Annotated in this window: 9 protein-coding genes; 2 read left to right on the forward strand and 7 right to left on the reverse strand. The window is 61.1% G+C overall.

Going from position 1 to position 13,387, the window contains the following annotated elements; translation table 11 throughout:
- Positions 1-397 precede the first annotated feature (397 nt).
- On the forward strand, positions 398-2,248 hold the full coding sequence (locus HUS66_RS11255; RefSeq protein ID WP_175071011.1) for a cation:proton antiporter: 1,851 nt from the start codon (positions 398-400) through the stop codon (positions 2,246-2,248).
- A gap of 140 nt (positions 2,249-2,388) precedes the next feature.
- Here the strand turns inward: HUS66_RS11255 and trpC are convergent, their stop codons facing one another.
- The 7 genes from trpC to HUS66_RS11290 all read right to left on the reverse strand — a co-directional run bounded on the left by trpC (position 2,389) and on the right by HUS66_RS11290 (position 11,780).
- A complete protein-coding gene (trpC, locus tag HUS66_RS11260) occupies positions 2,389-3,228 on the reverse strand; it encodes an indole-3-glycerol phosphate synthase TrpC (RefSeq protein WP_254628802.1) in 840 nt (279 codons plus the stop codon).
- 58 nt (positions 3,229-3,286) lie between these two features.
- Positions 3,287-4,306, reverse strand: a complete 1,020-nt coding sequence (trpD, locus tag HUS66_RS11265; RefSeq protein ID WP_175071012.1) for an anthranilate phosphoribosyltransferase — start codon at positions 4,304-4,306, stop codon at positions 3,287-3,289.
- A gap of 44 nt (positions 4,307-4,350) precedes the next feature.
- Positions 4,351-4,935 (reverse strand): anthranilate synthase component II, encoded by a 585-nt coding sequence (locus HUS66_RS11270; RefSeq protein WP_175071013.1) that lies wholly within the window; start codon positions 4,933-4,935, stop codon positions 4,351-4,353.
- 282 nt (positions 4,936-5,217) lie between these two features.
- Positions 5,218-7,536: a putative bifunctional diguanylate cyclase/phosphodiesterase gene (locus HUS66_RS11275; RefSeq protein ID WP_175071014.1), complete on the reverse strand. Its 2,319-nt coding sequence runs from the start codon at positions 7,534-7,536 to the stop codon at positions 5,218-5,220.
- Positions 7,526-8,998: an ATPase domain-containing protein gene (locus tag HUS66_RS11280; protein WP_175071015.1), complete on the reverse strand. Its 1,473-nt coding sequence runs from the start codon at positions 8,996-8,998 to the stop codon at positions 7,526-7,528. Before HUS66_RS11280 ends, HUS66_RS11275 begins: the two co-directional genes overlap by 11 nt.
- Before the next feature lie 315 nt (positions 8,999-9,313).
- A complete protein-coding gene (gene trpE / locus HUS66_RS11285; RefSeq protein ID WP_175071136.1) occupies positions 9,314-10,801 on the reverse strand; it encodes an anthranilate synthase component I in 1,488 nt (495 codons plus the stop codon).
- A 313-nt stretch (positions 10,802-11,114) separates the two neighbouring features.
- Positions 11,115-11,780, reverse strand: coding sequence for a phosphoglycolate phosphatase (locus HUS66_RS11290; protein ID WP_175071016.1), 666 nt, complete (start codon positions 11,778-11,780; stop codon positions 11,115-11,117).
- Between the two features lie 282 nt (positions 11,781-12,062).
- On the opposite strand from HUS66_RS11290, the gene HUS66_RS11295 reads away from it, so the two are divergent.
- Positions 12,063-13,364 carry an NAD(P)/FAD-dependent oxidoreductase gene (locus tag HUS66_RS11295; protein ID WP_175071017.1) on the forward strand — a complete coding sequence of 434 codons (1,302 nt, stop codon included), beginning with the start codon at positions 12,063-12,065 and terminating at the stop codon, positions 13,362-13,364.
- The last annotated feature ends 23 nt before the right edge of the window (positions 13,365-13,387 follow it).

The raw sequence follows: 13,387 nt of genomic DNA on the forward strand, positions 1-13,387 counted from the left end.
TGGAAGACCCCGCCAACACCGGCCGCCTGTTGGCCACCGGCTATTCCTGCCGCAGCCAGGCCAAGCGACTCTCCGACGCGTCATTGCCTCACCCCCTGCAGGGGCTGCTGGAGACGCTGCGCGGCGCCTGACCGGATGGTGCTGCCCTGCAATACGCCCGGTCGCACAAGGCCGGGCGGCAGGATAGGCATTCTCCGACACTTATCCTTTTTCGTCCTATCCTTGGTCGCTGCATACATCGACGCAGGAGCCGCGTCATGCCGGGCATCATGGCCGGCCACTAAGCGCGCCGACAGCTTCGGTGTCATCGGGAACACATCGACACCGTTTAGTGTTTGCATGTGACTTGCTGCGAAGATAGGCTTCGCGGCTTTCTGACACTCACCGGAGCATCCTCATGGAGCATGCAGCCCTCCAACTGGCGGGAATCGGCCTGCTGGCCCTGATCTGCCAATGGATCGCCTGGCAGCTACGGTTACCGGCCATCCTCACGCTGCTGGTCGCCGGCATTGCCGCGGGCCCCGTCACCGGCGTACTCGCCCCGGACGCCCTGCTCGGCGAGCTACTCTTTCCGCTGGTCTCACTGGCAGTGGCGGTGATCCTCTTCGAGGGTGCGCTGACCCTTAGCTTTCGCGAACTGGGCGGCCATGGCCGCACCGTACGACGGCTGGTGACCTGGGGCGTGCTGATAACCGGGCTGATCGGCACCGGGGCCGCCTACCTGCTGCTGGACCTGTCCTGGCAGATGGCGAGCGTGCTCGGCGCGCTGCTGGTGGTCACCGGGCCCACCGTGGTGCTACCGCTGCTGCAGACGCTTCGCGCCAAGGAGAACCTGACCCAGATTCTACGCTGGGAAGGCATCCTGATTGATCCGGTGGGCGCCATCGGGGCGGTCCTGGTCTACGAGTTCGTGGCACTAGGGGGCTCGGTCGATGCCGGCAACGCCGCCGCGCATACGCTTCTGCTGTTCGGCAAGACGGCGCTGATCGGCTTCGGCCTGGGCATCACCGGTGGCTATCTGTGGGGCCTGGTGCTTCGTCACAACTGGCTGCCCCGCAAGCTTCACAGCTTCGGCACCCTGATGATGATGCTGACGCTGTACTCGATTTCCAACACCCTCTTCCACGAGTCGGGGCTGCTGACCGTCACCGTGATGGGGGTGTGGCTGGCCAACATGCGTGGCGTGCCGACACAGCCGATCATCGAGTTCAAAGAGACCCTCTCGATTCTGCTGATCTCGGGGCTATTCATCCTGCTCGCGGCACGCCTCACCACCGACCAGCTGTCGTTGCTGACTTGGCCGGCCTGGGCCTTTCTGGCCGTCCTGGTGGCGGTGGCACGCCCACTGACGGTCTGGCTATGCACCCTGGGCAGTGGACTCGACTGGCGCGAGAAGACACTACTGGCCTTCATCTCGCCTCGCGGGATCGTGGCCGCCGCCGTCGCCTCGCTGTTCTCACTGCGCCTGACGAGCATGAACATGCCTGGCGCCGAACTTCTGGTGCCGGTGACCTTCCTGGTGATCATCAGCACAGTGGTCATGCAGAGCCTGATGGCTCGCCCACTGGCCGGCCTGCTGAACCTGAGCCGCCCCACGCCGCGTGGCTTCCTGATCATCGGCGCCAACCCCGTGGCCCGGGCAGTGGCCAGCACACTGCAGGAGAACGGCTTCAAGGTATTGCTCACCGACAACAGCTGGGATGCCGTCCAGGAGGCTCGAGCCGTGGGGCTGCCGGTCTACTATGGCGACCCGCTTTCCGAGCATGCTGCCCAGCACCTGGAGCTGACCGGCATCGGCCACTTGCTGCCGCTGTCTCCCTATCGCGAACTCAACAACCTGGCGGCCCTGCACTTCGAACCCCAGGTCGGCGAAGGCAAGGTCTACCGGCTGGCCGTCAAGGCCGGCAAGAAGCCGCAGCCCCGCCACGACCAGGCACTGGGCCATTTGCCAGTAGCCTTCGGTGAAGACGTGACCTTTGCTCGCCTGTCGAGCCTGATCGCCCGCGGCGCGGCCATTCAGTGCATGCCGATCTCCACCACCATGAAGATCGAGGACTACCGCACCAGACACCGGGATCGACTCCTGCCGCTGTTTGCCTTCACTCCCGGGGGACGCATCCGTATCGCCACCGCCGAGGAAAGCTTCGTGCCGCGCAGCGGTGAAACCCTGATCGGGCTGACCTATGCCGAAACCGGCAGCGAGGTCATGGAAGCGCAGCGTACCGAACGCCGCCGCCCCGTCGCTTGAGGCAGCGTCGGTTACTCCCCGCCGCACGAAACAAAAGGGCTGCCAAATGGCAGCCCTTTTGTTTCGTGCGGACACTGTCTACCTGAACCCCTGATCCCCGCTGGACAGGCGCCATGAAGCTAGAAGTGCCACTGGGTCACTCAGTAGAACATCGCCTGCAGCCCGGCGCCGGGGTCCTCCACGCGCATGAAGGCCTCACCGACCAGGAAGCCATGCACGCCACGCTCGCGCATCCGCGCGACATCATCGCGACCATGGATACCGGACTCGGTGATGACCGTCACGCCCTTGGGAATTCGCTCGAGCAACTCGAAGGTGGTTTCAAGGCGGGTCTCGAAGGTGTGCAGGTCGCGGTTGTTGATGCCGACCAGGGTCAGATCCAGCGCCAGCGCTCGCTCCAGTTCATCGGCATCGTGCACTTCCACCAGCACATCCATGCCCAGCGCCACGGCCTGGTCATGCAGCATCTTCAAGCGGGCGTCATCCAGCGCCGCGACAATCAGCAGAATGCAGTCGGCACCGATGGCCCGGGCCTCGACGACCTGGTAGCCGTGGGTGATGAAGTCCTTGCGGATCACCGGCAAGCCACAGGCCTCCTGCGCTTCGGCCAAGTAATCCTCGTGGCCCTGGAAGAAGTCGGCATCGGTGAGTACCGACAGGCAGGCTGCGCCACCACGCTCATAAGAGCGGGCGATATCGGCGGGACGAAAGTCCTCACGCATGACGCCCTTTGAAGGTGAAGCCTTCTTGACCTCGGCGATCACCGCCGGATCTCCGACCGCGATACGCGCTTCCAGGGCGGCAACGAAGCCACGCGGCGGCGCCTGGCGAGCGGCCAGATCGTGAAGTTCATCCTCGCTGACGGCCCGCCGGCGCTCGGCGACCTCCTCGTCCTTACGCGCCAAGATGCGGGCCAGGATAGTCGGCAGGCCATCTTGAGACGCACAGCCTTGAGCATGCATATCTTGCGCTTGGGTCATAGCAGACGTTCCTAGGTTTCCAAAGGCCATATTCAAGAACCGTACCCAAAGGCCGCAGTCAGACGGCAAAGACTCGGGTGAAATCGGCGAGCTCCTTGAGTTTCTCCGCAGGCAGCTTCGAGGCCTGTGAGTCCTGTGCCATCAGGACACCTTCCTTGAGCGTATCGGCCACACCGGAGGCATACAGCGCTGCCCCGGCATTCAGGGCGACGATATCCGCCGCCGGCCCCTCGCCCACCAGCGACTGCTTGACCAGCGCCAGGCTCTCTTCGGCGGTCGACACCTTGAGCGAGTTAAGTGACTGACGCTGGATACCGAAATCTTCGGGAGTGATGGTGTACTCGGTGATTTCGCCATTCTTGAGCTCGGCCACATGCGTCGGGGCCGCAAGCGAAATCTCGTCGAGACCGTCTTCGGCGTGAACCACCAGCACGTGTTCGCTGCCCAGTCGCTTGAGCACCTCGGCCATCAACGGCAGCAGCTTCGCCGAATAGACGCCCAGCAGCTGATTCGGCGCGCTGGCCGGGTTAGTCAGCGGTCCCAGGATATTGAACAGGGTACGCACGCCCATCTCCCGACGCGGTCCCACCGCATAGCGCATGGCCGTGTGGTGATGGGGGGCAAACATGAAGCCGACCCCGACCTGATCGATACAGCGCGCCACCTGATCGGCGGCCAGGTCGAGATTGATCCCGGCGACGCTGAACAGGTCGGCACTGCCCGATGAGGAGGACACACCGCGATTGCCGTGCTTGGCGACGTGCGCTCCAGCCGCCGCGACCACGAAGCTCGACGCCGTCGAGACGTTGAACAGATTGGCGCCGTCTCCGCCGGTACCGACGATATCGACGATATTCTCGCCATGCACCGTCACCGGAATCATCAGCTCACGCATCACCTGAGCAGCGGCGCTGATTTCTTCGACGGTCTCGCCCTTCACGGCAAGCCCCACCAGGAAACCGCCGATCTGAGCGTCGGTTGCCTCGCCGGTCATGATGGCATGCATCACGCTGTGGGTCTGTTCATAGCTCAGGCTCTGGCCGCGCATCACGGCGTCGATCGCCTCTCGCATCTGCATCTTGTCTCTCCTTGCGATCCATGTCGTGGTGTGGCGATCAACGTTCAACCACGTTGCAGAAAAGTGGCCAGCAACTCGTGGCCCTGCCGGGTGAGAATCGATTCGGGATGGAACTGCACGCCCTCGATATCCAGTTCCTTGTGCCGCAGCCCCATGATCAGCCCCGGGGTGACATCGCCGTCATCGACCCAGGCAGTAACCTCGAGGCAGTCCGGCACGCTGTTCGCATCCACTACCAGCGAATGATAGCGCGTCACCTCCAGAGGGTTCTCGAGGCCAGTAAACACGCCGGTATTCAGATGACGCACCCTGGAGGTCTTGCCATGCATTACCTGGGGGGCGCGCACCACCTGGCCGCCGAATACTTGACCGATGGCCTGGTGACCCAGGCAAACGCCGAGGATGGGTACCCGCCCGGCGAAATGGCGAATCACCTCAAGCGAAATACCGGCTTCACTGGGCGTGCAGGGCCCCGGTGAAATCACGATATGGCTCGGCGCCATAGCTTCGATCTCTTCGATCGTAATAGCGTCGTTACGATGGGTATCGACCTTCGCCCCCAACTCGGCAAGATACTGCACCACGTTGTAGGTGAAGCTGTCGTAGTTATCGATCATCAGCACGGACATGGCTATAAGATCCTGTTTCTACTCGTCATCAGTGTGGCTATCAGCCTGCGTTACCCAGATTCTTACTCAGGTTGAAGCAAGTGCTCATATCCGCCGTGCAGGGAACCAGCAGACACAAAAATGCCGCCCTGACGGCGGCATTTTCTCCAAAACGTCAGCGTGCCGCCCCTTGTTTAGGACTGCCACCACTGCTGGTTCGGATGTGTGTGATCTGGTGATTTCATAGGGCAATAGTGCTGGGCAGGCGGCGCCCCTGTCAAGGCGCAACATCGGCCTAGCACCTCACGATAGGCACGGAGCCGGCATGCCCTGCCGGACCAGGCCGGGAATGTCCTCGGCCGGACGTGCGGCGCTCAGCAGAAACCCCTGGCCAAAATGACAGCCGATAGCGCCAAGCTGCTTGTTCTGTGCCTCGGTTTCGATCCCTTCCGCCACCGTTTTCAACGACAGGTGCCGCCCAAGCTCCGTGATCGCGCTGACAATGCGCCCGCCAGCGCCCTCTTCTTCCAAGCGATCAATAAACATCTTGTCGATCTTGAGGGTATCCAACGGCATCGACTGTAAACGTGCCAATGATGAATACCCCTGGCCAAAGTCATCCAATGACAGACGAAATCCCGCCTCGCTTAGCCAGTGCATCGCCTCGGACACCTCATTCGGCGCATGCATCAGGGTATCCTCGGTCAGCTCCAGCGACCACCAGCCTGGTTCCGTGCCTTCCGCCATCACCATGTCGCGAATATGCATCGCTGCCTTCTTGCCCTGCAACTGGCTAACCGATAAGTTGACCCCCATCCAGATATCGACTCCGTCCCGGCGCCAGTCAGCTATCTGCCGCGCCGCTGTGATCAGAACCCAGTCTCCAATGGAGTCGATCAACCCAATCTCTTCGGCCAAAGGAATAAAAGTCCCCGGAGAGACCATCTGTCCGTCGGGCTTTTTCCACCGGATCAGCGCCTCGACTCCCACGATGTTGCCACCGGCGATCTCCCAGATCGGCTGGTAATGGAGGAGGAACTGGTTGGCCTCTAACGCATCATAGAGCTCAGCCTCCAGGGTCAAGCGTTTCTGACGTTCGCTTCCCAGGTCGTCGGAGTAGAACACCAGCGGCAACCCGGACGACTTGGCCTGGTACATCGCCATGTCGGCCTGCTCGACCACGGTCTCTACCTCGGAGCCATAGTAGGGAAACAGGCTGACGCCGATGCTAGCACCAAGATGATGCCGGTATCCCTGAATATCGAACGGCCGTTGCAGGGCCTCATGAATCCTGCCGGCCAAGGCCTCGGCGCCTCGAGAAAGGCGCTCGATACCATCATTCTCCTCAAGCGATGGCTGATGCGGATCATCGACCATGACGACGATGAATTCATCGCCTCCCTGTCGGCCCACCAAGTCACCCTGCCGCAGCGTATGCTGAATGCGTTGTGCCACATGCTTGAGCACTTCATCGCCTGCCGCATGGCCGAGGGCGTCGTTGATCAGTTTGAAATCATTGAGATCGATGAACAGCACCGCCGCAATGCGATCACGCCCGTCATCGGCGGCAACCCGTTTGAGCAAGTGCATGAGAGAGCGCCGGTTCGGCAAGGAGGTCAGGGTGTCGTTGTAGGCGAGGCGTCGTATTTCCTGCCCTTGACGCTCACGCTCACGTCGCATCCGCAGCTTATCCAACCCGAAGGCAAGGTTGTCTGACAGGCGCTCAAGAAGCTCATGCACCTCGTCTTCAAAGTCGCTCAAGTTCCGGGAATACACGACCAAAATGCCAGTCGGCGCTGACTGGGTCCGTAGCGGCAACAAGATGGCACTTCTCAACCCCCAGGCCTCGATCTGAGGCCACCAGGGCGCCATGCGCCGGTCCATGATCAAGTCAGGGATGACCTGAGGGTGGCCACTGGAAAGTGCCGCACTGACGGCGGCACTACCTCGTGGGCTGTCTTCCCAGCGCACTTCAAGATTGTCGGCATAGCCTGCCGCCGGGCCCGATACCTCGGAAATAGCGATGGCCGTGGTCCCCTCTTGAACGAAGCCGACCCAAGCTAGGTCATACCCCTCCGACTGGGTGATCATCTGGCAAACGGCACTGACTAAGCCGCGCTCATCCGATTCCCGCAGCATTACCTCATTGCATGCATGCAGCGTCTTCAAGGCACGACTCACCCCAGCGAGGGCCTGGCGTGTAAGGTCATGTTCCCGGGACTGGCGGTGAGACAAGTCTCGCAGGCGCAACAAATTGCGGATTCGTGCGAGAATTTCCGGACCTGTCGTCGGCAGGCGCAGCACATCCTCTACGGCTTGTCCAAGCTCTTGCTTGATTGCGCCAGGCGATCCGCGTTGCGCCGGTGCCAGCAAGAGCACTGGCAATATCACCGGATGGGCATCGGCACGTAATTGGGCGACATGCTTGCGCTGGTGCTGCAGTGTCGAGGGGTCAAGGATGAGAAGATCCGCATCGCCGCTGAATGATCTTCCACGCTCGAGCCCGACAGGCTCCAGACCCTCATCTCCGCCGAGGGTCTGAATCAGAAGATCGCGGTCCGCGCTGGACTGAAGGGCGATTTCGACTCGCCACGGCTGGCTTTGCAGTGCGCTATCTTCCATTATCCGCCGGCCCTCGAAAAACTCCGCTAGCGCTCATCTCTGGGTCGCCCCGCAGGATACCGCGCAGACCGGCCAAGGGCTTACCCACCTTAAGCCCGTCTGCGGTAATATCGAACTCACGAAGCGTCTTCTCGAAGTCCCCCGTGCGTTTCTTCAACATGCCAATGGTCTTGCGTATTTCGCCATCGAATTCGATATAGCGCAGTATCAGCACGGCATCGGCCAGGTAGCTGATGCCGAGTTCGCTTACACGCATTTCCCCGCCAGCAATCGACCCGACCTCGTTGATGAGCAGCACGGTCACGCCCATATTGGCCAAGTAGCGGCACAGAGCATGGGCATGGGTGACCACGTCTTCGCCTCGCACCGACTGCCGATATCCCGAGAGGCTGTCGATCATGACCATCGTGGCTCCCCGTTCCTCGACTTCACGGCGAACACGCCAGGCAAATTCATCCGGTGTATAGCGCAGCGGCTCGACCGACTCCACCGCGAGTGAGTCGTCGCGCATCATCTTTCCCAGCGGTATGCCGACATGCTCACAGCGGTGACGAATCGTCGCCAGGCTTTCCTCGAAGCTGAAGATGACCGAACGCTCTCCGCGGCTTGCCGCCTCGCGCATGAACTGCACACCGAGCGAGGTCTTGCCTACGCCGGTGGGGCCAGAAATGATCGTGACCGTGCCTCGCCCGATGCCACCTCCAGAGAGAGCATCCAGTTCGGCCACCCCAGAGGGAATCGACTCGGCAACGAAGGGTTGGCCGTGCTCCCCCGGTACCAGGCGCTCGAAGATACTCATGCCATGATCGCTCAAGCGAACGGTATGCCGGCCCTCGGCGAAGCCGGAACCGCGAAACTTGACGACAGAAAGCGATCGACCGGACTCCGTGCGGTCAAGCTGCAAGATGCCATCACCGAGATACTGCAGGTCTTCGTCTGCCTGAGAGCCGCGCTCCGAGGTGAACAGCAGGGTCGAGCCGGCATGCGTCAGATACTCCAGCAGCGCCATCACCTGCTTGCGGAACTGAAAGGTATCCGGCACCAGGTGGCGAAACTGACTGAGTGCATCGATGAAAACGCGACGCGGAGGGCCTTCCGGAAACGCCTCTTCAATACGAGAGCGGATGTCGGGTGGTTCCGCTTCCCAGGGTTCAAGAAGGCTATAAGCCGATTGTCCACCGGTTTGCGCGGTGGGCGAGAGATCGATGGTGACCACTCCCTCGAGCGCCATGCCAATGCTCGCCGCATCATTGCGAATATTGCGGTCTGCCTCGCCGAGACTAACCAGCAAGGCCTGCTCTCCCTCCGGTTTGGCGGAAAGGAAATGCAGACCCAGCGTCGTCTTACCCGTACCGGGCCCACCTGACACCAGGTAGGAGCGTCCGGGCAGGAAGCCTCCGTAAAGGATTTTCTCCAGTCCCGGAATAGCTGTCGTGATGCGTGGCGACGAATGGCTTTTCATGATTCTCCCTAGCGTGATCTCTTCGCCTCGATAAAAGCTGCTGGACCGGCGGCACCTTATGTACTCAGGCTGATATGACCCTTGAAGCCGTGACGAAGTGATGTCAGCCATGGAGCCAACCTTTGCCCGGTGAGAGCTTAAACCATACGCAAGCGACTAGGGAAAGCAACTTGGCCAGTTTCACGGTCGACAAGGTGCGCCACGGCAATCTTTATGCGGACTGTCTCCATGAACCCAAAACCCCGCCACCGGCGGGGTTTCACAAACGAGATATGCGTCGCTAATCGCCAAAACTGGCGGCCTGAAAACTCCGTCCTACTCCAGGTTGTCCAGCCCCCGCTCGGCCATGGCCACAGCACGGAACAGGGCACGGCCCTTGTTGAGGGTCTCCTGCCACTCGAGCTCGGGCACCGAATCGGCGACCACCCCGGCCCCCGCCTGGACATGCAGCTGGCCGTCCTTGATGACGGCGGTGCGAATGGCGATGGCGGTATCCATGTTGCCGTGCCAGGAGAGATAGCCCACGGCGCCTGAATAGATGCCACGCTTGACCGGCTCCAGCTCGTCGATGATCTCCATGGCACGGATCTTGGGCGCCCCTGACAGCGTGCCCGCCGGGAAGGTCGCGCGCAGCACATCCATCGCCGACAGCCCCGGCTTCAGCTTGCCGGTAACGTTGGAGACGATATGCATGACGTGGGAATAACGCTCCACCGCCATTTGATCCGTGACCTTGACGGAGCCTGTTTCGCTGATCCGACCCACGTCGTTGCGGCCCAGATCGATCAGCATCAGGTGTTCGGCGATCTCCTTGGGATCGGCCATCAGGTCGGCTTCCAGCGCCTGGTCCTCAGCCTCGGTAGCACCACGCACACGGGTACCGGCGATCGGGCGCACGGTCACCTCGCCGTCTTCCAGGCGGGTCAGAATCTCTGGCGACGAGCCCACTACATGATGATCATCGAGATTGAAGAAAAACATGTACGGCGAGGGGTTAAGGCTACGCAGCGCCCGATACAGATCGAGTGGCGGTGCCTGGTAGGGAATCGACATGCGCTGCGATGGCACACATTGCATGACATCGCCGGCCAGCACGTATTCCTTGATCTTCTCGACGGCGGCCTTGAAGCCTTCTTCGGTGAAGCCAGAGTTGAAGTGGCCTTCCTCTACGGCGCGCCTGCCGGTGCCAGGGCTCTGCGTCGTGATGGTGGCGCTGCGCAGCTGAATCTCGAGGCGTTCGAGGCGCTCACGGGCCATGCCATAGGCCTCCTCGACAGCCGGATCGGCATGGGTCCAGAGGGTCAGGCGGCCGGAGAGATTGTCGAACACGACCAGGTCATCACAGACCATTAGCAGGATATCCGGCACCCCCAGAGGATCGGGCTTGTCGACGCCGGCAAGACGTGGTTCGGCATAGCGCACGGTGTCATAGCCAAAATATCCAACCAGGCCACCATCGAAGCGCGGCTGATCGTCGAGTCGAGGCACCTTGAAGCGCGCCTGGAACTGTTCGATCCACTCCAGAGGATCCTCGACCCGACTTGCGCCCAGTACCTCGTCACCCTTTAGGTGACGCACGTCGTAACCGCGTACTTCGATACGTTCGCGGCTAGGCAGTCCGATGATCGAATAGCGCCCCCACTTCTCTCCGCCCTGCACCGACTCGAGCAGAAAGGTCCAGGGTGCGTTGGCCAGCTTCAGATAAGTGGAAAGTGGGGTATCGAGATCGGCGAGGACCTCACGGGTTACCGGAATACGGTTATAGCCGGCATCGGCCAGCTCTGCGAAGTGTTCAGGGGTCATCATGCCCGGCAGTTCCTTCAGAATGAATCACTTGAGCGGGGGCGCTTATGCTAATAACAAGGGGCGTGGCTATCGCATTGCACTGAAGCATGCATACGCACCTCTCACGCGCCAGGTACAGATCGATATGCGAGTGTGTTAACGCGCTAGGCCGGCATCACCATCGCCAACGCTTGACGTCTCGCATCAGGCCCGCGAGGCCCTGGCAACGAACATCTTGAAGGAAATGACGGGTGTAGAGCGTCATGAGGGAATCCGTTATAGCAGGATCTTATTGATTCGGCAGGTTTTATACCGCCATGCTCGAATCACACTAAACGAGTTCGGAAAGCGATTCAACTACGGCATCGGGGCAGCTGGCGGTCACCGATTCGCCGTGATTATAGCCGTAAGGCACGGCCAGTGTTCGAAAGCCCGCGCGCTTGCCCGCTTCGATGTCATGACGCGAATCACCCACCATCAGGCAGACCTCTGGCGATACTCCAAAATGCGACGCCGCGTGCAGCAAGGGGGCGGGATCGGGCTTCTTTTCGTCCAGAGAGTCGCCCCCTAAACACAGGCCGAAGCAGCCTGTCAGATCAAAGTGCTCGAGGATCGGCGCGATGAAGGCCTTGGGCTTGTTGGTGATCAGTGCCAGTGACAGGCCCCGGGCAACTAGGCCATCGATGGCCTCCCGCGCACCGGGATACAGCTTAGTGAGCGCCACCGGTGAGGCATGGTAGTGCGCGAGAAAGCGTGCATGGCAGGCCTCTAGCTCGTCCTCATCGACCGGGCGCTTGAGCACATCGCCAAGGGCGCTCTCAACCAAACGCCGAGAGCCGTTACCGACCCAGTCTCGCACCCGCGCCTCGCCGACCGGGGCCATGTCCTGATCCCCCAAGGCGGCATCGAGCGCCGCAGCCAGATCGGGAACCGAGTCGATCAAGGTACCATCGAGATCGAAGGCCACCAGACGCATGTCGCGAACCAGGTCATGCATAACAAAGTCCTTTCTAATCAATGCGTTTTGCACGTATAGCCGATGAACATCCATTTCATGCATGTAATATTACGAAAAAACATGATCAAAACTCACCTTTGCCCATAGGCATCCGTCGAACAGAGGCATATCCTAGACACCAGCCGTCGCCGCTACCAGGTGGAGAGCCCTCGGGGATCGACGTTAGCGCATTGCCGCGTTCAGCGCCCCTCATGAGACGCCCTGCCTGACTCAGGCGATTCTCGCGTTTCTCAACCTTCACATTCATCAACGGAGTGTCTCATGTCTCTACCACGCATTGTGGTGGTCGGCGGTGGCGCCGGCGGGCTCGAACTCGTGACACGGCTCGGCCGCAAGCTGGGTAAACGCCAACGCGCCGAAATCGTACTGGTCGACCGAAACCCTACCCATATCTGGAAGCCGCTGCTTCATGAAGTGGCCACCGGGGTCCTCGACTCCGGCCTTGACGAGGTGTCCTACCAAGGCCATTCCAAGGCCCACGGCTATCGCTTTCAACGCGGCACCCTGAGCGATCTGGATCGCGACGCCAAGAAACTGACCCTGGCGCCGATTATCGATGACGACGGCGAGACGGTGGTACTGCCTTCCCGTGAGCTTGACTACGATTACCTGGTCATGGCCCTGGGTAGCGTATCCAACGATTTCGGCACGCCTGGCGTGGCCGAACATGCCCACTTCCTCGATAGTCCGCATCAGGCGGAAGCCTTCCGCCATGACATGCTCAATACCTTCCTGCGCTATAGCGACCCCGAACGCCGCATTCATCCCAAACTGGCGGTGGGTATCGTCGGGGCCGGCGCCACCGGCGTGGAGCTGGCAGCCGAGCTGTATGGCGCCTCGAAGATGCTCAACAGCTATGGCTTTACTTCCCTTGAGAGCACGCAGCTAGAGGTTCACCTGATCGAGGCGGCCCCGCGCATTCTGCCGGCCCTGCCCGAGCGCATCAGCCAAGCGGTGCACAAGGAGCTCGAAAACCTGGGCGTCAATCTGCACGTGGATACCAAGGTGACCTGTGCCGATGAAGAAGGCTTCATGACCGCCGACGGCACTCGCATAGAGACCGATCTCAACGTCTGGGCAGCAGGCATCAAGGCGCCGGCTTTTCTCTCCGAGCTGGGACTGTCGACTCAACGCAACCATCAGCTCAAGGTCGAACGAACCCTGCAGAGCGTCGATGATCCACATATCTTCGCCTTTGGCGATTGCGCCAGCTGCCCTCAGGAAGATGGCAAGACAGTGCCACCAAGGGCTCAGGCCGCTCACCAGCAGGCAGGCACGCTCTTCCATAACCTGGTCGCCACTCTCAATGGCAAACCGCTCAAGGACTTCACCTTCCATGACCGCGGCTCGCTGATCTCGCTTGCCCACTTCGACGCCGTGGGTTCGCTGATGCGTGGTGCCTCAGCTCGCTCGCTGTTTATCGAAGGGCGCCTGGCCAAGGTCTTCTATGCCTCGCTGTATCGCATGCACCAACTCGCCATCCACGGCACCGTGAAGACCGGCATGACGGTGGTCGTCGACGGCCTCAACCGCTTCCTCAAGCCCAAGATGAAGCTGCATTGACGCCACTGGTGGGAACAGACAGC

Source organism: Onishia taeanensis (genome assembly GCF_013349955.1).
GTDB classification, from domain to species: Bacteria; Pseudomonadota; Gammaproteobacteria; order Pseudomonadales; family Halomonadaceae; genus Onishia; species Onishia taeanensis_B.

Coding starts and splice junctions, on each gene's coding strand:
- HUS66_RS11255 (WP_175071011.1), top strand. CDS start 398: ATGGAGCATGCAGCCCTCCAACTGGCGGGAATCGGCCTGCTGGCCCTG.
- trpC (WP_254628802.1), bottom strand. CDS start 3,228: ATGACCCAAGCGCAAGATATGCATGCTCAAGGCTGTGCGTCTCAAGAT.
- trpD (WP_175071012.1), bottom strand. CDS start 4,306: ATGCAGATGCGAGAGGCGATCGACGCCGTGATGCGCGGCCAGAGCCTG.
- HUS66_RS11270 (WP_175071013.1), bottom strand. CDS start 4,935: ATGTCCGTGCTGATGATCGATAACTACGACAGCTTCACCTACAACGTG.
- HUS66_RS11275 (WP_175071014.1), bottom strand. CDS start 7,536: ATGGAAGATAGCGCACTGCAAAGCCAGCCGTGGCGAGTCGAAATCGCC.
- HUS66_RS11280 (WP_175071015.1), bottom strand. CDS start 8,998: ATGAAAAGCCATTCGTCGCCACGCATCACGACAGCTATTCCGGGACTG.
- trpE (WP_175071136.1), bottom strand. CDS start 10,801: ATGACCCCTGAACACTTCGCAGAGCTGGCCGATGCCGGCTATAACCGT.
- HUS66_RS11290 (WP_175071016.1), bottom strand. CDS start 11,780: ATGCATGACCTGGTTCGCGACATGCGTCTGGTGGCCTTCGATCTCGAT.
- HUS66_RS11295 (WP_175071017.1), top strand. CDS start 12,063: ATGTCTCTACCACGCATTGTGGTGGTCGGCGGTGGCGCCGGCGGGCTC.